Source organism: Acidithiobacillus ferrivorans (assembly GCF_016250455.1).
GTDB lineage: Bacteria > Pseudomonadota > Gammaproteobacteria > Acidithiobacillales > Acidithiobacillaceae > Acidithiobacillus > Acidithiobacillus ferrivorans.
On record NZ_CP059488.1, the window covers coordinates 120268 to 141898 of the forward strand.

Sequence of the window (21631 nt, forward strand, 5' to 3'; positions counted from 1 at the left end):
AATAAAAAGGAGAGTACGAGATGTACAAGAAACTGCCGTTAAAACCTCTGCTAGTGGCTATTGCCGCCACGGGCGCACTGAACATTACCGTCATGGCGGCGGCTCAAGCCGGGGCCACTGCATCAACCACTTCTGCTCCCACTCATGGCGCGGTTAATGTTGGGCGGGTGTCAGCCGGACTGGCATTGAATACACTGAGTAAAGTACCCACCAAAAAGGAAGTCTTCGAGTCCACACAATCCGTCAAGGTGATTGGTAAGAAACAAATGGAGACCGCCGGACCTGCAGGGGGTGCTGGCCAAGCACTGGCGGTCGCCCCTGGCGTGAACACGCAAACCGACTCGCCAGCCGGAGGCTCTAGAACGACGATCAGTATTAACGGCATGAAGACCGGATGGAGCAATATTGCTGGCAATGCGAATGACGGCACGGTCATGGTCACTTTTGATGGTGTCCCCATGGTCGATCCCGCCTATGGTGTGTGGGGCTCCCCAGAGGTGCCACAGATGTCCATGATCAAAGGTATTGCCGTCACTTATGGCCCTGGGTATCCGGTAAACCGCTGGTTCAATAATATCGGGGGATCCATCAACTTTCTTCCCTTGCAACCTACCGCCAAAGCGGGTGCCAGTATCGGAGGTTTTTACGGCAGCTTCAACACGCGTGGCGTCCACTTTAATGTACGCACCGGCAATATTGATGGCTGGTCGGGCATTATCGCGGGAGGCATGACGAGTGCTGGCAACTACCTGAACGGGTATGGGTTCAACAATCCCAGCAATAATTACGCCTATTATGCGAAAGTCATCAAAAGATTCCATGGCGGCCATTTCAGCTTTGGTGCATACGCCGCCAGAGGAGTTTCATATCGACCATTAGCGATCCCTGTTTCCCCCAACTCCAATGTCACCGTTAACGGGATTAATGCCAACGGTAATTCAAACCCTGGGCCTATTTACAGTCAGCAGACGACCGGATTTTATACTACGGTACCCTATTCCGTATATTGGAAGGAAGCGTTCAATACCAGCTATATTCTGTACTCGAAGTTTTATGACCACTTATCATGCAACTTAACGCTGCACAATCTATTATGGTACCGTCACGGGTCACGGGAGCACTTGCACTATAATACCTATAGTCCTGGCGCCTTGAACCAATATTATCTGGCAAAATCGGACACCTATGGTGACAAGCTATACTTTACCGACCGCTTGCCATGGAATACGGTTACTTTTGGTGGCTATTTTCTCAACAACAAATACAACTCGCTTCTGGAGTTTTACAATTCTAGTCCTGCACAGGCACAGTACAACCCTATAGTTGGTGCGCCGGTAAATGGCAGTCTTGCGGTACCTAATGGGGACTCTCATAGCTCCTACATGTATATGACTGACCTGGCAGCTTTCATTCAGGATGATATACAACCCGTCAGCAATCTACGCATCACCCCAGGATTGCGGGTAGTGACATTCAACACCAACTTTGTCAACAATGAAGCGGCCCAGTTCCCCCTCAACGGGTATAGCAATGGCGTTAATTCATATGGTACCAGCGGGGATCGTCAGCCTAATTCATCTACCAACTTCACGGACGTGGAACCATCGATCGGCGCCAATTGGCAAATCACCCCGAATGTCGCGGTTTATGCCAACTACTCCACCGCATATAAAGCACCGGCCGGGGCGACCGGGACCTATGCGCATATGCTGGCGTCTTCACTGAAGCCGCAATCCTCATCGCAGTATCAGTTCGGTGTCAAAGCCTATGTACCCCATGACGGGATCCTCAACCATGCTTCGTTCGGCGCCAATTATTATCACTTGAATGACACCAACGAGATCATCCCCATCCCCGTGGTAAGCCATCTGTATAGTGAGTTTGCATCAGGATCGTCGACATTTAGCGGAGTGAACCTGTATTTCGAAGATGACCCATTGTATAATATACATATTTTCTCCAATCTCAGCTTTGAAAAGGCCGTGTATTCAAATTATGTGAATTCGCATGGGGTTTCCTATGATGGGATGCCGGTATCCGATGTCCCTGCACAGACGGCGAACATTGGCGCTTATTACCAGTGGTACCATGCCGGAGTGGTTTATGAGCCCAGAATATGGTGGCAATATACCGGTGCCCAGAATATCTACAATAACAACACCGGGGCACCAACCAACCAGAAGCTGCCTGCTTTTGGCATTTGGAATGCGGCGTTGAGAGTGAATATTGGGCATCAATATCTGTTTGCTGCCTTGCACAAACTGTCGGTGAATGTGGATGTGTTGAACCTGCTCAACAAGCAATATAACAGTTATCAATACATCTCCAGCGGTGGGTATTATGGTGTGGCCGGCCAGATGTTAGCGGATCCGGGTATGCCACGGGCGGTTTATGTCAGCCTTGAAGGTCATTTTGCGTAGACGCCACGTTCCATTATGGCTAGGTGTGATTTTCACGCTTAGCCGTGCTTGTTGTTAACTATCTGATATTAAAACTTATTTATAGCATCACGAAGTAATGCGGTTAGCCGGGGCGAAACATTCCTTCGCCTCGGTTTTTTAAATGTGGAATGTCATATTATGGTCATTGTAGCGTAATCTGAGTGTCATAATTCTCCTGTAGTATTTTGTTTGTTGCGTGAGCAACATGGTGGCATCACATGATTTTATGCGAGCATCTTTTTACACAGGAGCCAAAAATGAGTAAGCGGTTTTTTATTAACCCGTTATTGTTCGCAATGTGTACTGCGGGGTTTTGTACACTGAGTACCCTAACAACAGCTTTCGGTGCCGACTCGGTGCCTGGACGTAACGTTTCTCAGGTGCAAAATGCGGGCAGTAAATCCACCAGTATTGGTGAAGTGAACGCTTCAGCAAACGCACTTTCTGATTCGGCCAAAGCGCTGGCCAGCACCGATGGTAAGCTGACCAAAAAGAAAATATTCAAATCCACCCAATCCCAGGCGGTACTCGGAAAGCGTGAAATTAAAGGGGTTGGGCCAGCCGCCGGCGCTGCACAAGCGCTCTCTCTGGCGCCCGGTATCGCTGTCCGTGGTTATGGCGGCATCGCATCGACCGCGCGCTATGAAATCGCCGTGCGCGGCGTGAAGGTCGGTTGGTCATCGGTGAACGGTGACGTCGAGCGCAATGGCTTGACGGTGCTGTTTGACGGGATCCCTATGAATAATTTGATTTCACACAATGGTGGTTGGGATTCCAACGAAATCCCGATCCTGCAGATGATCCATGGCATCAATGTGACCTACGGTCCCGGAAATCCCGCCGGGCGATGGTTCGACAGTATCGGCGGTACCATCAACTTCGTACCGCTGCAGCCATCGGTAAAACCAAGCGCTGAAATAGGGACTTCATTCGGAAGTAACGGCACGCTCGGCTACAACTTCGATCTCAAAACGGGGATGTACGATGGTTGGTCCGCTGTTCTGGCCGGAGGCTATACGAAAAACAACACCTTCCGCACGGGTTCGTTCAGTGCCCCAGCCCAGTCCTTTGCCTATTTTGGTAAGGCGGTGAAGACCTTCAGAAGTGGCACCTTCAGCCTCGGCGGTTATGTAGATAGCTCGCGCGAGTTCAGACCTAATTTTATCCCGGTTACTCCCATACAGGGCATCACTACCCAAGGTCTGAACGCCAATGCGCCTTTGTATAGTCAGCAGACCAGTGGATATTACGCATCACTGCCAGAGTCCATCTGGTTTAAACAGTTGAAGGTACAAGACTACATGCTGTACTCCAAGCTGAATCTCCACCTCAGTAAAGATGTGACGCTACATGAGTTGGCGTGGTATCGCCATGGCCACCGGGTGCATTATCGCGTTAACAATTATATACCAGGGAATAGTGCGAATTCGGAGTATTACAATCCGACATCAGACACCTATGGAGACAAACTGTATTTTGACTGGCATCTGCCGATGAATCTCCTGAAAGCAGGTGGGTCATGGATTCACCAACAATTCACCACGCCCTATGCCGGATACAACACGCTTCTCGGCACCAGTCCGTCGTTTCCCAGTCAGTACAATAGTGATGTGCTGTATAACAACTATTTGACGGGCTTTATTCAAGACACGATCACGCCGTTTTCCGGCTTCAAGATTACGCCGGGCATTGCTGCAGTCCAGTACCAGACCCAAATGTATAATAACGGGAACCAGGCATTCACCAACCTTCCTGCCGGTGCTCAGAATCAGACGCTGATCAATAGCTCTGCGGACACCATATCCGGTCTTGAACCTTCGGTTGGCATTCGCTTTGCCCCGGTAAAGTGGGGTTCCATATATGCCAGTTATGCCCGGTCTTATCAAAATCCTACTGATAATAACTTTGGGGCCTATAATAGCCACGGCGGTGGCATCGACTTCAATAGCTTGAAGCCGGTAAAAAGTACGGATTATGAAGTGGGTGCCAAGTTCATGGTGCACAACTGGATGATGCTTCATAATTTCACATTCAACATCAACTACTACTATGATCATCTGGCCAATGAGACCATAGCGACTTACCTGAGCAATATCGCCCAAACCAAATTTGCATCGGCGAATGCGGTGGTGAATGGCGTAAATATCGCGATTGCCGACAATCCCTCCTGGAACTGGCATCTGTTTGCTAATCTGGCATTCAATCACTCGTACTATACCTCATATACTCCGCAGGGTGGGGGTACGACGTTACATGGTGCCAATGTATCTTATAGCCCGGACCTTACCATGAGTGCAGGTATTGATTATCGGTACTACTATCATGGCTTCCTGTTCTCACCCCAGTTTGTGGATCAGTACACGAGCTCACAGTATCTCTTTAACAACGTGACCGGTGCGCCATCGCATCAGAAGCAGCCGGGATACAACGTCTCTAACCTTAGCCTTGGGATAAAAACAAGCCGTTTGAATCAATACATACCGACTCTAAAAGGCGTGAAGCTCTCGGTGGGGATATACAATCTTTTTGACGCACAGTACAACCCCATTGAGTACATTACCAGTGGCGGGTACTTCGGTGGTAACAGTACTGGTGCCATTCTGGCTGATCCGGGTGCTCCCCGGCAGTATTTTATGACGGTATCGGCCAAGTTCTAAGCTGTTTTAGGGCACTGCGTCCTGTGACGCGCTGCCCTTTGACAAGTGATAGCATCATAACTTGTCAAAGGGTTTCAGTAATACCGATTATTATGAGAATACCCACCCATCAGTCCGGGAAGGTGGGCTGCGTTCGTGTTCGGTGGCGTGATGATAAATTATAGGATGGGAACTGTAATGATATGAGGTTGTTGCATTATTGCCATTAATTGCCAGTTAGGAAAAAGCCAAACACAACATGACAGTTAATCATTATATTTATGATTTTTAGTAATATGCAAAACAGCTTTGATGATTGCAACATGCGGCGTCACCTGTTAAGATTCGATCGGTGAATAATCAGCTTTATTTTACAAATTATATATCATCAAATTACGGGGATTTCCATGTCTGAAAATGTTCAAGAATGGCCAAGAAGTACGCGATGGATACATGTGGGATTTGCACTGGTGGTGACTTTTCTGCTTTTCAGTGAGCTCGATATGAAAGCCATATGGAAAAAGTTTGGCGAGCTTCCATTTCGGCATTTATTGTTTCATGCCCACATGTGGGTTGGCATGTTCGCCACAGTCATTGTTATTGCATTCTGGACCCAGGTTTTCTATAACAAAAGCATACGCGCACACCTTTTCCCGTACAGTGGCGAGTATTTAGAAAATATATGCAGCGATATAAAGGGGCTGGCAGAGAGAAGGTTGCCACCCAGTGGGATGCGCGGCGGTTTACCGGGCATGATACATGGTCTTGGTTTACTTGCCGTGACCGGTATGGCCTTCTTAGGATTTATCATGTTTTTCTTAATTCCAAATTACGGAGTGGCAGCCCCGATCAGCTTCTACCAGATTCCCAAGAAAATGCACGATTTTCTTTCGTCATTTGTCTGGTTGTACTGGTGGGGTCATATCGGCATGGCTACGCTTCATGCCGCAAAATCACCAGCCATTCTGCGCATATTCAGACCTTAGGGCGGTTCGAAAAACTCCCCACTTCCAGTAAAATATAGGGAGCCGATTGGAAGGGAGAGCAACCATGGCAGGACTGGTAGGGCAAACAGGATTTTTCCCCGGAGACCGCCGGTTGCGGGAACTGGATTTGCTGGGCGACGGCCTGCCGCTGCTCAACCGGCTCATTCCCTGGGAGCGCTTCCGCCCAATTCTGGAGAGTGTGCCGAAGGCCAAACCCAAAGGGCCGGGAGGGAGGAAGCCCTACGACCGGATGCTGCTCTTCAAGATGATGGTGTTACAGCAACTGCACAATCTCAGCGACGAACAAACCGAATACCAGGTTCGGGATCGCCTCAGTTTTCAGCGTTTCCTGGGGCTTGGGTTGGAGGAAGCCGTACCCGATAACACGACCTTATGGCTATTCCGTGAATCACTGGCCCAGGCCAAACTGACGGAGCGACTGTTCACGGCCTTCCATGCTTTTCTGCGGGAAGCCGGCTACGCCGCACGGGCCGGGCAAATCATCGACGCGAGTTTTGTGACGGTTCCACGGCAACGGATGCACCGGAAGGAGCGGGAACAGGTCAATCAGGGCGAAACGCCCCAGACGTGGCAGGATCAGCCCGCCAAGCGCCGCCAGAAAGACACCGATGCCCGCTGGACCAAAAAGAATGGCCGCAGTTTCTTCGGATACAAGAACCATATCAACGTGGACAAGCGCCACAAGCTGATTCATCAGTACATGGTCACGGATGCCGCTGTGCATGACAGTCAGTGCCTGGAAGCGCTTCTGGACCCGGAGAATCAGGGCGTACAGGTTTTTGCGGACAGCGCCTATCGTTCAACGGAAGCGGAGCAAATGCTATGTCAAAAAGGTTACCGCAGCCGAATCCACGAGAAGGCGCAACGCAACCGCCCTTGACCAAGGCCCAGGAGTTGGCCAACACGCGCCGGTCACACCACCGCGCACGGGTTGAGCATGCCTTTGGCGCCATGGTACAGCAGGGTGGTAAGTTTCTGCGCACCATTGGTATGGCTCGCGCTGAAGTCAAAATCGGCATGATGAATCTGGTCTATAACATGCGGCGATTTACCTGCTTAATGCAGCAATCGGTGGCCAGGTAGGGATCAATCCGTCCAAAGCCCACGAAAAAGGCTAAAAATACTGGAAATACGCAGATAAAGTAGGGATAGTGCGTAAAAATCGCCTGAAAGTGGCGAGGAAAGGGGGATATTCCATTCTCAAGTCGTGAAATTTTTGTTATTCGAAGTGCCCCTTAGTAGGTATTCCCCAGAATATGTTTATTCCCCTTCAGGAAGCCACTACTGGAATGCTCCAATAGTCGGCGGCCCTGGGGAGCCGGTATATATCTGAGTAGTGTTAACTTTCTGCATTTGTGGATATGGCGATGTATTCAGACACAGCTCGGCCCGGCTTTTTCACCGGGCCGAGCTCGTCGTGTCGTGCCAGGCCTCACACTGCCGGCCGTCACCGCGACATTAATCCCTCATCGTGCTTCGTATTATAAGGTGGCTGGCCAGTTTGGCTGTGGGCCAGCAAGCATGACCACCGGGTGCGCTACATGACGCCTCGCGCCATTTGCCAGAAGGTAAAATTTTGGGTATCCGGTTGCGCAAATAGAGATCCGTAGACTCCCGGGATCGGCTGCCTAATGGTCGCCGCGATGATAATCTCGGCGCCTATGCTGCCGATCTTCTCTGTGTCGCTCACCATCTCTGTATCTGTGCTCATCACGGGACCTATAGTCTGTACGTTGACCATAGTAAGCCTGCGGTGTCATGTAGTAACCAGGAGCGTAACCCTGGTCGTCAGCAAACGCACTGTGGGCAACGGAGAAGGTGAGCCCCAGGATAAATAACGGTGTTGTCAATAGATATTTTTTCATAGGATTCCATATGTTGAAAAAAAGAGGCGTTAACAATGTCAGGCGGTCACTATTAACGCATTGCACAGGGTGGGTTGTAATCAGTCATCGCCACCGTGATGCCACCCGCCGCGCCCTTCCCCGTAATGGCCGCCATAATAGCCTCCATACGGCGGAGCCACTATACAGCCAGAAAGCATGGAAGCACCAACAAAAAGTAATGCCGCCACATAAATTAACCGCTTATAGCGCTTCATGATATCCATAAAATCCCCTCGATGCAATGACTGTAAAAATCGCACTATGACGCTTTCTGCTAATAAAGTGTTCAGCAATCCGCTTTATCCACGCGCTTGTCATGGTGCAATAAAACAGTTAAGCAGGTTGAATGTCAAGTTATCAATTGGCCTTGCTGCAAGCTGTGGTAATAGTAGATTCTTATGATCGCTGGCGAAATGAAGTGTACCTTGAAGATTTTTCTGAGGACCGTCCATTGGGAGTTAAATCAAAATAATTGGTAATACCAAACGCACGATTTGCATCCACAGGATACAGGCCAACAACAGTCCGCCGGCAACCAGGAGTGGTGGCATGCTAATGGCAGCAAAGCCCATCACATTGCGCACAAAAGGAATCGTCAGGGTCGCCACGAGCACGACACCGACACCCGCGAACATGGGTGCCAGTAACGGATTATTACCGCCCAGATTACGCAGCGCCGTATGGGCCAAGTCGCGATTGCTCAGGATCAACAGAAATAACGCCAGCACTAAGCCGGTGAACACACTGATACGAAGGTTTTCTTCGGTCCAGCCTAAGTTCTGCAACAATGCACACCCGGCCAGAAGAATGATGGCGATCCCGAGGCCTTGCGCCAGTGCAAAGCCAATGTTACCGGCAGCGAATGGGTTAGCGTCGCGTGGGCGCGGTGGTCGACACAGGATGTCGGCTGCCGCAGGCTCAGCCTCAAACACGGTGGAACAGGCCGGGTCGATCAGCAGTTCAAGCACTGCAATATGCACCGGCAACAGCAGGATGGGCCAATTGAATATCGCTGGCAGCAGCGCCAGGGCGATAACGGGCAGATGCACCGCGAAGACAAAGCGCGCCGCTTTGACGACGTTGTCGTAGATGCGCCGCCCTTGTGCGATGGCGGCGACGATGCTGGCGAAGCTATCGTCCAGCAGCACCAGGGCAGAAGCTTCGCGAGCGACGTCTGTTCCGCGCTCCCCCATGGCGATGCCCACATCAGCAGCTTTGAGTGCGGGGGCGTCGTTGACACCGTCGCCGGTCATCGCTACCACATCGCCAGCTTGTTGCAGCACCCGCACCAGGCGCAATTTCTGCTCCGGCTGTAGGCGAGCGCAGAGGTCCACCTGCAGCAGGCGCTGGCGCAGACCGATGTCATCCAGCGCCGCGATCTCGGCGCCGGTGATAACCTCTGGCCTATCGGACAGACCGATCAGCCTGGCAATAGCTCGCGCGGTGGCAGGATGATCGCCAGTGAGCATGAGAATGCGTATTCCCGCCGCTCGACATTCGGCAATCGCTGCGGAAACCTCGGGGCGCGGCGGATCAAAAAAACCGACCAGGCCCAGGAAGGTAAAATCAAAGTCGTGCTGGCTTGGTGGCCACGGCGCATCCGGGCTGCCTGCCTGCCATTCGCCCTTGGCCACACCCAGCACCCGCAGTCCCCGCTCGGCCATGGCTTCAACCTGACGCTGAATGGCGAATCGCAGTTCATCTGCCAGATGGCATAGATCAGCCACCGCCTCAGGGGCGCCTTTGGTGGCCAGCAAATGGGTGGCCGGTCGCGCACCAGAAAACACCCGGGTCATGGCCAGGATGTTGGGTGACAGATCGTACTGGAATTCGGGGCGGCGATCGTCGTGAAGGTGTTCGGTGCCTGCCAGCCGCGTGTGACCAAAGGTTTGGATGGTTTTTTCCATCGGATCAAAGGGATCTGCCGGCGTTGCCAGCATGGCGAATTCGACCAGGGGGTGAAAGGCTTCGGACAGATCGGCATCCTGTGACGCAATGAAATGCGCATCACCTGCGGCCAGCTCCGCGACCTCCATGCGATTTTGTGTGAGCGTGCCGGTCTTGTCCACCGCAAGCACAGTGACCGCTCCCAGCGACTCAACGGCGGACATGCGGCGCGTCAACACCTTTTTTTTCGAAATACGCCAGGCGCCCAAGGCCAGAAATACGGTGAGAATGACCGGAATCTCCTGGGGCAGGATGGCCATGGCCAGGGCAATGCCCGAGAGCAGGCTCTCCAGCAACGAACGTCCATCCCACAACCAGTTCACCAAAAACAGCGATACGGCCAACAACAGCGCGATCACCGTCAGGTTACGGACAAGCCGGCGCGTGGATTGTTGCAGGCCGGAGGTCATCTCTCCCGTTGTTGCCAAAGCCTGGCCAATACGTCCCACCGCAGTGTCTGTACCCGTTGCACCGACCATCGCGAACCCTACCCCCTTGGTAACCAAGGTGCTGGCGTACAAGGTTGCCGTGCCATCACCGCCAGGTATGGCCAGCTCAGTGATCTTCGGGTTAGGGAGCTTGTCCACTGGCACCGCCTCGCCGGTGAGCAAGGATTCGTCCACCGTGAGCTGACCCTGCACCAGTTGTGCATCAGCGGCGACGCGATCGCCTTCGTGTAGAACCAGGAGATCGCCGCGCACCACCTCGCGTCCGGCGATGCGCAGTTCCCGGTCATCACGGATCACCAAGGCACGCGGGGCGGAGAGATCGCGCAACGATTCCAGCGCACGCTGGGTCTTGCGCTCCTGGGCCAGGGTGATGCCGATGACCACGAACACAAAGGCCAGCAGGAAGAGCGCTTCGGCATGGTCCCCCAGGAGCAGATAGATGCCGCCAGCCACCAACAGCATCACGAACATCGGCTCGACCAGGACGCCGAGCACGATGGCCAGCAGCGTTTTTGGCGTGCTGCCCGGCAGCAGGTTGGGACCCTCTTCGGCCAAACGCCGCGCCGCCGTTGCGCGGGTAAGCCCGGTCACATGATGGGCGTTAGTTGGTGCCGTGGGGCGTATGTCCATGAGCTAAATCAGCTGGTTCCTGGCAATTTTGCCAAAATAATGCCGGTGCCATTCAACGGCTGGCATTGCACAAGGCCGCATGTAGCCCGCTCATGCGCCGCGTCTGGCGCTGAATGGCGTTTTCCAGGCGCGCACGGGGGGCGATGAGGGTGAAGCAGATGCGGGCCCGGGTGATGGCCGTGTAGAGCAGTTCGCGGCTCAGCACTGGGCTGTCTTCCGGCGGGAGGATGAGTACGGTGTGGGCGAACTCGGAGCCCTGCGCCTTGTGGACGGTCATGGCCCAAGCGCTTTCAGTGTGGTTGAGACGGCTGGGAAGGATGGCGCGGGGCGGGCCGTCGCTGTTGGGAAAATAGACGCGCATACGCCTATCCGGGTCGGGCAGGGCGATGCCGATATCGCCATTGCTGAGACCGAGGCCGGGGTCGTTGCGGGTGACGAGGGCGGGGCGGCCGACATACCAAAGGCCGCGGCTCTGCAAGATGCCCTGGCGTTGCAGATAGTCTTCAATGGCGCGGTTGATGCCGGTGACGCCCCAAGGGCCTTGGCGCAAGGCGCAGAGGATGCGGAAATCGGCGTAGTCTTTGAGGATGGCCTTAACCCACGCGCTATGTTGTTGCGGGTCTTTTGGCGGCGGCTGTCTCGCCGCTTGCCAGACGCGGCCATAGGCGATCTCAGTGCCGGCGAGATCCAGTATCTGGTGGATGGCGGGGGCGGATTGCCAGGCGAGGGTACTGGTCTGCGCAGTTTGCAGGATGCGGATAGCGGTTTCGGGGTGACCGCCGTGGACGGCATCCGCCAAAGCGCCGATTTCGGCGTTGAAGCGGTGACTGCGTTGCAGGCGGACGATGCTTGCTGTAAGGGGGCTGGTGCCGCTGTCGTTGGGCTGCGGTGTGGCACCACAACTGGCCTGCAGATAGTGGCAGGTCTCGGTATCGTAGCTACCGCTGCCTTGGCAGATCTCGGCCAGCACGGCGCCCGCTTCGACGGAGGCGAGCTGGTCCTGGTCGCCGAGGAGAATGAGGCGGGCCGTGGGCGGCAGCGCGCGGAGCAGGGCGGCCATCATCTCTTGATGGATCATGGAGGCTTCATCCACCACCAGTACGTCGAGTTCGAGGGGATTGGCGGCATTGTGGCGAAAGCGGCGGCGGTCGGGACGGGCGCCGAGCAGGCTGTGCAGGGTGCGCGCCGGACGCAGGCGGGCGAAGGCGGCGGCCATATCGGGTCCCGGGCCCAGTTGCGGAAGGGTGCTGACGGCGCTCTGCAGGGATTCGTCAATGCGCACGGCGGCCTTGCCGGTGGGGGCGGCGAGGACGATGCGCAGAGCGGTGCTGCTGGTCGCCATGAGCAAGGCCATGAGGCGCGCTGCGGTGTAGGTTTTGCCGGTGCCGGGGCCGCCGGTGATGATGCCGAAGTGGCTGCGCAGGGCGAGGGCGCAGGCGATTTTTTGCCAGGGGAGCTCGTTGCGGGTTTCGTCAGGTGCGGGGAAAAGCTGCTCCAGCCAGGGTTTTAAGGCCTCGGGCTTGGCGGTATCGGCGACACGCTGTTGGGCACGCTGGCGCAGCGTTTCGGCGATGAATTGCTGGTCGCGCCAGTAGCGGCGCAAATAAAGGCGGGTGGCACTGAGGACCAGAGGTGTTTCTGCGCTGTTTGCCGGGTCGGATATGTTGCGCTCGGTGACCTGCACGCAGAGGCTCTGGGCGAGGGTTTCTGTCCATGCGGCGGCGTGGGGCCAGTAACCGAGCGCGGTTGCCAGCGTGGCGAGCTCCGGCGCGGGCCAGTCCAGGAAGCGTTCGGGCGCGCTGAGGAAGTCATCTAGCGCGACGCAGGGGTGCCCTTCCCCCTCGAGGCGCGCCAGGAGGGCACCCGCCAGGGGCAGGAGGGCCGGGGCCTGCGGGTCCAGGCGGATGAGGAACTGCGCAAAGGCGAGGTCGAGGGGGCGTAGCCAGCCTTCCTCAGTCCAGCTGCGGAGTTGGTCCATCATGGCTGAGGTCATGGGCTTACGCATGGCTGAGCTATACGCTGTGGCAGGCCGAACAGGTCATCGAGGGCGTCGAGCAGGGCGAGATCGGCGGGAAGATGGAGCATGCCTTGCTCCGGTCCATGCAGCCCGCGCAGGAAAAAGAAAAGGGTACCGCCGAGCTGCGTTGCGGGCCGGTAGCTGCTGCCCATGCGCTGGCGCAGCAGACGGTGCAGGGCTAGTTGATAGAGGCTGGATTGCAACTCATAGCGATGGCCGAGAGTGGCGTCGCGCAGGGCTCCGGCGTGGTACTCCGCATCGCCGCCGCCGAGGACGTTGGATTTGTAGTCGAGGACGTAATAGCGCCCGGCATGGCTGAAAATCAGGTCCATGAAGCCGCGCATCATGCCGTGGATGACGCGCTGGGGGAGTTTGGGGCGCTCTGCGCCGGGAAAAACGTGCTGTTTGCAGAGCCTGTCCAGGTCATCGCTGCGCAGGGCGTCGCTGGGAAACCAGAAGGCCATTTCGCTTTGGTAATCCGTAAGGTCGTGGAGGGTCGCCGGGAGGGGGGCGAGGGGGCTGTGGATGATGGCTTGCAGCCATTCGGCGCTCTCCTCGGCCCAATCGCTCAGGCCGGCCTGGGTACAGGCCTTGTGCAATTGTTCGGCAAAGAGGTCCTGACCGGTTTGGGCAAAGCCGTTCTGGGCGAGGCGTTGCAGTTGGTCATGGAGAAAGCTGCCGGCATTCCTGCCTTGCGGGTAGCGATGCCAGGGAGCCCCGGTCTGCGCGCGCCGGGGTGTCAGTGGCGCCGACGGGTCGGCGGCGAGATCGCGCACCAGATGGGAGAAGCTGGCGACGCCCCAGTGCTTCTCGAAGCTGGTGGTGTATTCTGCAGGCGGATTAAGGGTGTTGTTGTAGTGCTGCACGGCCAGCGTCGTGGGAATGTTGTTCGTGAGCATCTCGACGCGAATTTCGGGAGAAAGTCGGGCGCAATCTTCGAGCAGCGTGGCAAGGTCACGGGCGGGGCGTTCGCTGCCCAGCAGGTGGGCGATGGCGCTGCTTGCAAAAATCGGTGTTCCCGCGTTCTTGGGTGCCGCGAGACCCAGCCAGAGGGCGTGTTCGGCGCGGGTGAGGGCGACGTAGAGGAGGCGGAGATCTTCCTGCAGGCGTGCCCTTTCTGCGGCTGTCGTGTCGCCGCTTTCCCAGTGGATGGCGGGCTGCCCTGCGGCGCTGTGCGTGACGGTGAACGGACTGGCCCTGGCCGCTTTGCTGGTGGCGATGAAGGGCAGGAATACCAGTGGATATTGCAGGCCTTTGGCGGCATGAATGGTGACTACGCGCAGCAGCTCGGCATCGCTCTCCAGACGCAGGATGTGGGCGTCATTCTGATCACTCCCGGCGGCAATGGCCTCGTGCAGGTGACGGATGAGGGCTTCGGGGCCATCGAGGGTGGCGCTGGCCTGCTGCAGCAGTTCGCCGAGGTGGAGCAAGTTGGTGAGGCGGCGTTCGCCCTCAGGCTGCGTCAACAACCGGGCGGCAATACCAAACTGATGGATGCTGTGGTGGAGCATGGCCAGCACCCCCTGCCGTCGCCATTGCCGGGAGAGATCCTGGAACTGCTCCAACTGCGCTTCCCAGGCCGTTTCGTCCTGATTGAAGGCATCCAGGATGCTGAGCGGTTGTCCCAGTAGTGGCAGGGCGAGGGCGACGCGCAGGCGGCGGGCGTCTTCAGGATCGGCGACGGCTTCCAGCCAGAGGAGCAGGTCGCGGGCCTCATGGCTGGTGTAGACGGAGTCCCGCTCCGAGAGAAAGACGCTGCGCAACTGGCGACGGTGGAGCGCCTGACGGATGCTGGCGGCCTCAAAGCGGTCACGGACGAGGATGGCGATATCTTTGGGCTGGACTGGCTTTGGATCTTTCCCGTCTTCGGCGAAAACGGCGGTCGGGTCGGTGAGCAGGGTGGCGATGCATTCTGCTGCCTGTTCGCTCAGCAGTGCCTTGTAATGGTCCTTGGTGAGTGACTCGGTTGCTGCCCAGAAGGTGAGTGCTGGGGCGGGCTGTTTGGCCACTTGCCAGAGCTTTTCGTGGCCATGGGCCCGCACCGGCTGGTAGGGGAGCGGGTTGTCGGCGCCCGGCGCTGCATAGGCAAATGCGCCCTGGGTGTCGGTGTGTTCGGCGGCGGTATAGAGGGCGTTGAGGGCGCTGACCAGTGCGTGGCTGGAGCGATAATTGATGCCGAGCGCGTAGTGGCGGCCTTCGGTCAGACGGCGTGCCTGCAGATAACTGTCGATGTCGGCGCCGCGAAAGGCGTAGATGGATTGTTTGGGGTCACCGATGAGCAGGAGCAGGGTGTCGGGGGCGTTGTCGGCGGCATGGTAGATGTCGTCGAAAATCTGGTATTGCAGGGCGGAGGTATCCTGAAATTCGTCGATGAGGGCGGCGGGATATTTCTGCCGCAGGCGGGCGGCAAGCGCCGGTCCCTGAATTTTGTCGTGCAGCACCCCGGCGAGGCGCTGTTGATAGTCGGTAAAGCTGACCTGTCCGCTCCTGGCCTTGAGCTGGCTCAGACGGGCGTTGATCCAGGCGGCGGCGTGGCTGCGGATAGCGCCGTGCAGTTGGGTGAATTGTTGAGCGATGGCCTCTAACGCACTGAACAGGGTATCCAGTACCTCGGCAGCGGGGGGTGGAGTAATGGTCTGATTTTTGTTGCAGTAGGACGGTAAATTGCTGGCGGTGAGGCGTTGACACATGGCCAGCTCATCAGGGAGCAGAATTTCTGGGCGGTCTGCCCAGCCGCGCAGTGCAGCGAGGGTCCTCGTGACGATGGCTACGCTGATGCTTTTGCCGTTCAGCGGGTTGCTCGATTTCGGACCTTGTAATATCCCCAGTAGCCATTCCGCAAACGCATCATGCTCCGCCGCCCATTGCACCTTGAGGGCGGCAAGTTGCCGCCGGGGCGCGGTGACGGCGGCGGGCAGCCAGTCCGCCAGAGTAGACACGGGGGTGGGCAGGGGCGGGTCGAGCCGGCGCAGGGCATCTGTTTCTTGCTGCACCTTGTCGGGGCTGGAAAAGAGTTGAAGGACTTCACTGAGGGCGGGCTCGGTCAGCGGATAGATTTCCTGCCGCCAGAAATCGCGCACAGCGTCGTTGCGTAGATCCGTTTCGTCCAGGAGCAGCGTTTCGCGGAAATCGCTGCCGGTGGCAAAGGCGTGTTCGCGCAGGGTGCGCTGACACCAGGCGTCGATGGTGAAAATGGCACTGTCATCCATGGCATCGGCGGCGAGGACCAGTTGGTGCGCGGCTTGGGCGCGAGCTTTGGGATCGGGATGGTCGGCCAGCAGCGCTTCGAGAAAAGCATCTGGCTCTGCGGGGGTGTCGGTGCGCCGAAAGTATTGGGCGGCATGTTGCAGGCGATCACGGATGCGTTCCTTGAGTTCCTGGGTGGCGGCGCGAGTGAAGGTCATCACCAGAATGTCTTCGGGCAGGAGGGCGCGGGTGAAGCATTCGTCCTTCCTGCCATGCCCGAGGATCAGGCGCAGGTAGAGGGCGGCGATAGTCCAGGTTTTGCCGGTCCCGGCGCTGGCTTCAATCAGGCGGCTGCCGCGCAGGGGCAAGTGCAGGGGGTCGAGAATCGTGGTCATGGGTGCGCCTGCCATTCCAGGGTTTCCAGCCAATCGGCGAAGGGGCGGTAGAGGGCTTCGGCATAGTCAGCGAAGCCGCGCTGCCGGGGCCCAATGCGGGTGCTGCTGAGGGTGGTGAAGTCGGGGTAATCGCGGAACAGGCCGAGGTCTTTCTGGACTTCGCCAGGCCGACGCTTATTGCCGTCGTAAATCAGACTCGGGTTTTTACCTTGCAGGCTGACGAGGGCGGTTTTGAGGGTGACCGGCAGGGGCTGGCAGAGGCCTTCCTGCCAGAGATCCAGCAGAGCGTCCAGTGCGACCATGGCATCCAGTTGCAGCGGCGCGGCGCGGATAAGCACATCCCGGCCCACAACAATGCCAGCGCAGCGCAGGCCGGTGGCGCTGGCCAGCAATTGTTGGAGCCAGAGGGCGGCGAGTTTATCCCCTTCCGGTTTTTTACTGTCTTTATTCAGCAGGCGACTGGCGCAGAGCTGGATGCAGGCGAGGTCTCCTGCGTTATTTTGGTACAAAGCGGGTAACCAGTCTTCCAGCAACATTTGGCCGTGAGCATGGATAATAGCCGGTCGTTGTGGCGCTGCGGCCCATTCCGCGCTGATCTCCCGCCAGGCGGCGAGGATAGCGGTGGCGTCGTCGAGCAGTACGGTCGCGGTTCTCGCCGCCATGCCCGCGAGGGGATACTGACCGCTGCGCTGCTGCGCCTGCACCCTTGCGGCGGTGGTCTCCGGGCTATTTTTTTCGGCGCCGCGGAGCAGGTCTTCGAGCAGGTGATAAGTTTCAAGACCGTTGAGGGTGAAGGGTTCGTCGTCTTCTTCTGCCAAGTCTTCTTCGTTGAAGTCCGTGCGCAAGCGTTGCCGGTAAAATGCGCGTGCGGGCAGGCGGAAAAACTCCAGCAATTCGCGGATGCGGCGGGGGGTGAGCTCGGCAGGGTTGGGGAGCGCGGTGTCTTCCGGGGCGCTGTGCGGAGATGGATACCATTCGCGGGCCCAGGTGCATAGTCCAGGTTTGCCGAGCAGATATTCCAGGCTGAAGGGTTGTAAGGGATGCGCGAAAGTGCGCTTTTCCAGGGACAGCGGCCAGCCGCTGCGCATGGCATCCTGCAACTGCGTCACCAGCAGAGAGGGCGCTCTTTCGCGGTTGTTGCGCTGATCCTTTCCGGCCCAACTGATATAAAGTCCCTGTCGGGCGGCAAGGAGGGCTTCCAGCATCAGGTAGCGGTCGTCATCGCGACGGGAGCGGTCGCCGGGGCGGGCCATGCCGGGCAGTGCCATGAGATCAAAGTCCAGGCGGGGACTACGCCGGGGGTAGTCGCCCTCGTTCATGCCAAGCAGGCAGACCAGCGGGTAGGGCACCGCGCGCATAGGCAGGAGGGTACAAAAGGTGACGCCGCCGCCGAGAAAGCTGCGCCCTAAATCCGGCGCATCCAGCATCTCTAGCCAGGCGCCGCGAAACACGGCGAGGGGGAGCGCTTCGTTAAAATCTGCCGCCGCGCAGTCCGCCTGCCATTGGCGCAGGGTCTCTTCCAGATTTTGCAGGAGGGCTGCGTCGTCGTCATCGCTAGCGCTGAAAAAGTCCATGAGCAGGGCGCGAGCCGCTTCACCCCAGTGCTCCGGCGTCAGGGACTCCGTCAAAACGTGCTGCCAGTGCTCCAGTTTCTCCAGCAATTGGCTGAGAGGGCCGAGGAGTGCGGCGTCCAGCCCGCCCACCTCGCCGTAGGCCTCGATGTCGGCGAAATGGCTGTCATCGCCGTTGGCATAACCGAGGCAGAGGCGTTGCAGGGCAAAGGCGCCGCTGTTTTGGGGGCCGCAATGGGGCAGGCCCAGGGCGGCGCGTTGTTGCGCCGAGAGGCCCCAGCGCCAGCCGGCACCAGTCAACCATTGCTGCACGATGGGCAGGTCCTCCAGTTCCAGAGCAAAGCGCTGGCGCAGGGCGGGGCAGTTGAGGAGATCGCGGATTTCGCTCTGCCGGCAGCGCTGTTCCGGCAAATGCAGCAGCCAGTCCAGGGCCTGAAGCAGGGGTTGTTCGTCGCGGGCTTGCAAGTCGACAATGTGGTAGGGAATGTAACGCTTATCCTCCCGATCATACTGGTCGAAGGTGGCGCGGATGAGGGGTGCAAAACTGGCGATCTCCGGCACCATGACGATCACGTCGCGGGGCTGTAGCTTGCCGGTGGCGAAGCGGTCCAGCAGTTGATCGTGCAGGATCTGCACCTCGCGCAGGGCGCTGTGGGCGATGTGAAAGACCACGGAGTGATCATTATCGGCCAGCGCGGTGCAGGTTTCCGGCCTGATACCCTCCAGATCACGGATTTGCACCTGCAACTGGCGCAGGAGGGTGCCGCCCTGATCTTCGCTGAAGAGGTCGATGCGTGGGATGTCCATCTGCTGCTGCAGTGCTGCCGTTTCATCGAACTGGTCCAGCAGATTGAGAAAATCCCGGCCCTGACGGCCCCAGGCCGCGAGCAGGGGATTGCTTTCCACATGCAGGTCTGCGGGCGCAACGGCCGACAGATCACGGTCGTTGCGCAACGCCTGGCGACGGCGTTCGCGCCGCAGCAATTCGCGTCCCGAGACGATGTCGGCCCAGTGATAGCGGCAGGGGTTGGGTACCGCGAGAATCACCTGCATCTGCTGCCCAAGCGCGGCCAGCGCCGTCAGACTCTGCTCCGGCAGCGTGGCGGCCCCGAAGAGAATAACGCGGCGGGGCAACGGTGTAGCGGGGGGCTGCCCGGCGTTCAGGGCCGCGAGAAACTGGTCATGCACCTGCGCCCGACCCAGTGCCTGATCCTGTTCGCGGCATTGCAGGTCGTGCCGTAACGCCGACCAGAGCCGGGATTGCCAGCGCTGGTCGGCGGGCAGGGCCATACGTTCGCCATCGCCACGGCGCAGGGACGACTGGTCGGCGGCCCAGTCCGCCAGCCAGTCGCCACGATAGACCTGATATTGGTCGAAGAGATCGGCGATCTGGGCGGCCATTTGCCAGCGCCGTTCCAATGCACCGCCAGGCCGTTGCGATTGCCCCAGAAAATGCCGCAGAGGGGCGAAATCGGGTTGGGGCAGCAGCTCCGGCAAGAGCCGCATCAGGCGCCAGGTGAGGGGGGCCTTGTCCAGGGGCGAGCGGGTCGCGACGATGCCGGTGCCGAGCACTCGTCCATAACTGTCCCAGAGAAAGCGTCCCGGCAGCGCGACGCGCACTGCGGCACAGATGCCTTCATGGGCCGCCAGGGTCCATTGCAGCCACTCGGCAATGCCATTGCTCTGGACGAGAAAGATTTCCTCTTCCAGCGGCTGCAACGGGTGCTCGCGCAGCCACTCCAGGACCGCATCGCTGAGCCATTCCAGACGGTCGCCGTGGAGGACGATAAAGCCCGGTTCGATTGCCGGGTGGCTCATGGAGGCGTAGGTATAGTGCCGAGAATGGCCCCTGCGGACTGCATCCGTTGCAGAAAAGCGCGAATGCTTGCCTCCAGGCTGTGCAGGTCCGTCGCTTGCTCCAACAGACCGCACTCCCGCCACTGGGCGAAAAGGCTGGCACCGGGCATGGGAGTTTCGCGCAGTGTAGCGAAAAGGCGGAGACCAAGGGCATCCAGCACGATCATCTGCACGACATCCTCCGCATCACGATAGAGAAAAAGGGGGCTGGGCTCCGGTGCAAGCCCCGGCGCCGTGGTGAAGGACGGATCGAGGATCAGCCGTTGTACCGGGTAACGGTATTGTAGCAGGGCATGCACCGGGTTCAGAACGGCGGTGCTGGTCCAGGGGTCGCCGTCGGTGTCGCATTGGGGGGGCAGGTCAGTCTCGGCGACACCCAGAGTAAGCTCCAGCCATTCCAGATGAGCGAGTTCGAGGGCATAGGGGAGCGTTGCCGTAAGGTCTGCCTGCCGGTCAGACAGGTAGGCGAGAAATTCGTCGGGTATTTGCCGGAAAAAGGGGCTGCGACAGGCGTGTTCGGCGATGAAGGCGTCTCGCCACGCCAGCCACTGCGCCTCACCCATCGCTCGTATCCAGAGGGGGAAGCAGGCTTGCAGGGCCGCCGCAAAATTGCCGACGAGCAGTTCACGGTATAATTCCGCCGCCTGGAAATCGAAGTCTGCGGGGCAGTTCTGATCTACAGGCGCGCGCAGATGCGCGGCGAGGGCCGTGGTCAGCGCCCGATCGCTGCCGGATTCAGGCTGTGCCACGGGCTTCCTGCACTGGGCGCACATTCTGGAGCTCCTCCAGAAGCCGGGGCAGGGGAGGAATCTGGTTATCCCATTCCAGCAGGGTGGGCAGGGGGCCGAAGAGTTGTTCACTGCGGCGCAGCAAATCCCAGACCGGCGCCTCGACCACCGCATCGTGGGTGTCGATGAGCCAGCCCTGGGGGTGCCGGGCATGACCGGCAAGGTGCTGATAGACGATACGTCCGGCGGGTAACGCACGCAGAAAATCCACCGCGTCGTAGTGGTGGTTGATGCTGTTGACGTAGAGGTTGTTGAGATCAAGGAGCAGGCGACAATCCGCCTCTTCCAGCACGGCCAGCAGAAACTCCAGCTCGGTGAGTGCGCTATGGCGGAATCCGCCGTAGTAGGCAGTGTTTTCGACGATCAGCGGCATTTTCAGGAAGTCCTGCGTCTGACGGATGCGCCCCGCCACATGGTGTACCATCTCTTCGGTGAGGGGCAGCGGCAGCAGATCGTAAAGTTGGCCGTGGTCCGCACAGTAGGCGAGATGTTCGCTGTAATGGTGGATGCCATGCTCCGTCATAAAGCCCTGAACGGCCTCCAGCAGCGCCATGTCCAGCGGCGCTGGTCCGCCAATGGAGAGAGACAGACCGTGGCAGATGAAGGGATGCTTTTCGGTCAGGGTACGGAGTTGGGTTGCCGGGCGGCCGCCGAAGTTAATCCAGTTCTCCGGGGCCAGTTCAAAAAAATCCACCCCGTGCCCTGGTGTCGCAAGGAGTTGCGGCAGGAATTCGCGGCGCAGGCCCAAACCAACCGCCTTATTGGCGGGTGTGTGGGGATTGCTGCTCAAAGCAGATAGCATGGATGACTGCCCCTCCCGC

At 58.1% G+C, this 21631-nt stretch carries 11 protein-coding genes and 1 pseudogene; 4 read left to right on the forward strand and 8 right to left on the reverse strand.

The window, feature by feature from the left end:
* Positions 1-20: 20 nt before the first annotated feature.
* The 4 genes and pseudogenes from H2515_RS00535 to H2515_RS00550 all read left to right on the forward strand — a co-directional run bounded on the left by H2515_RS00535 (position 21) and on the right by H2515_RS00550 (position 7167).
* Positions 21-2420 carry a TonB-dependent receptor gene (locus H2515_RS00535; protein ID WP_198660658.1) on the forward strand — a complete coding sequence of 800 codons (2400 nt, stop codon included), beginning with the start codon at positions 21-23 and terminating at the stop codon, positions 2418-2420.
* Positions 2421-2698: 278 nt separating this feature from the next.
* A complete protein-coding gene (locus tag H2515_RS00540; RefSeq protein ID WP_198660659.1) occupies positions 2699-5098 on the forward strand; it encodes a TonB-dependent receptor in 2400 nt (799 codons plus the stop codon).
* Between the two features lie 386 nt (positions 5099-5484).
* Positions 5485-6063 (forward strand): cytochrome b/b6 domain-containing protein, encoded by a 579-nt coding sequence (locus tag H2515_RS00545; RefSeq protein ID WP_014027620.1) that lies wholly within the window; start codon positions 5485-5487, stop codon positions 6061-6063.
* A gap of 64 nt (positions 6064-6127) precedes the next feature.
* Positions 6128-7167 (forward strand): annotated as a pseudogene (locus tag H2515_RS00550) (IS5 family transposase).
* Positions 7168-7621: 454 nt separating this feature from the next.
* On the opposite strand, the gene H2515_RS00560 reads toward H2515_RS00550, so the two are convergent.
* The 8 genes from H2515_RS00560 to H2515_RS00595 all read right to left on the reverse strand — a co-directional run bounded on the left by H2515_RS00560 (position 7622) and on the right by H2515_RS00595 (position 21612).
* Positions 7622-7795, reverse strand: coding sequence for a hypothetical protein (locus H2515_RS00560; protein WP_198660660.1), 174 nt, complete (start codon positions 7793-7795; stop codon positions 7622-7624).
* 234 nt (positions 7796-8029) lie between these two features.
* Positions 8030-8194: a hypothetical protein gene (locus H2515_RS00565; protein ID WP_014027622.1), complete on the reverse strand. Its 165-nt coding sequence runs from the start codon at positions 8192-8194 to the stop codon at positions 8030-8032.
* Between the two features lie 234 nt (positions 8195-8428).
* A complete protein-coding gene (locus tag H2515_RS00570) occupies positions 8429-10996 on the reverse strand; it encodes a cation-translocating P-type ATPase (protein WP_198660661.1) in 2568 nt (855 codons plus the stop codon).
* Positions 10997-11048: 52 nt separating this feature from the next.
* Positions 11049-12977 (reverse strand): exodeoxyribonuclease V subunit alpha, encoded by a 1929-nt coding sequence (gene recD, locus H2515_RS00575; RefSeq protein WP_232821476.1) that lies wholly within the window; start codon positions 12975-12977, stop codon positions 11049-11051.
* A gap of 8 nt (positions 12978-12985) precedes the next feature.
* Positions 12986-16609, reverse strand: a complete 3624-nt coding sequence (gene recB / locus H2515_RS00580; protein ID WP_232821477.1) for an exodeoxyribonuclease V subunit beta — start codon at positions 16607-16609, stop codon at positions 12986-12988.
* A complete protein-coding gene (gene recC, locus H2515_RS00585; RefSeq protein WP_071182729.1) occupies positions 16591-19983 on the reverse strand; it encodes an exodeoxyribonuclease V subunit gamma in 3393 nt (1130 codons plus the stop codon). The genes recB and recC overlap by 19 nt, the downstream gene beginning before the upstream one ends.
* Positions 19980-20771, reverse strand: coding sequence for an HvfC family RiPP maturation protein (locus tag H2515_RS00590; protein ID WP_223306844.1), 792 nt, complete (start codon positions 20769-20771; stop codon positions 19980-19982). Before H2515_RS00590 ends, recC begins: the two co-directional genes overlap by 4 nt.
* Positions 20758-21612, reverse strand: a complete 855-nt coding sequence (locus H2515_RS00595) for a DUF692 domain-containing protein (RefSeq protein ID WP_198660663.1) — start codon at positions 21610-21612, stop codon at positions 20758-20760. Before H2515_RS00595 ends, H2515_RS00590 begins: the two co-directional genes overlap by 14 nt.
* Positions 21613-21631 lie beyond the last annotated feature (19 nt).